The 406-nt window shown below is 31.8% G+C and carries 1 protein-coding gene; it reads right to left on the bottom strand.

Annotated features, from left to right (window positions below; genetic code table 11):
- Positions 1 to 84: 84 nt before the first annotated feature.
- Positions 85 to 406 (bottom strand): hypothetical protein (locus tag H4O21_RS28280; protein WP_220495869.1); only part of this gene is annotated, 322 nt, incomplete at its 5' end.

The raw sequence follows: 406 nt of genomic DNA, 5'->3' as shown, positions 1-406 counted from the left end.
TTATAATTATGGCGATTATAGCTAGGACAGGAAATAGGATTACCAAACCCAAAAAAGAGAAAACAAGGTCGAATATACGTTTTATCATTTCCTAAAAGACAAATTATTCACCTTTACCAGACTATCACAATTCTCAACAGTTATTTCAATAGTTTTATCATTTAGACTACTTTCAATCAAATAGATGCCGCATGGTTTTTGCCTTGGAGTACTTTTAGAAAAATTTACATCACCAGTTTTCAATAGCTCTTTTATGGTATTGGCATCAAACTGTTCCAGAACCTCATTGGAGAACTCTTTAGATTTAGAATTGATATTTTTTAAAACCCGTGCTTCAGGACCATAAGCACAAGATGTTTTTTTTCCACTTAAGAAAAAGGCCAAAATTATGAGTCCAATTGAAAAA

The sequence above is a fragment of the Oceanospirillum sediminis genome (assembly GCF_014164585.1).
Taxonomy (GTDB): domain Bacteria; phylum Pseudomonadota; class Gammaproteobacteria; order Pseudomonadales; family Halomonadaceae; genus Oceanospirillum; species Oceanospirillum sediminis.
This window is presented reverse-complemented; position numbering and strand designations above follow the sequence as displayed.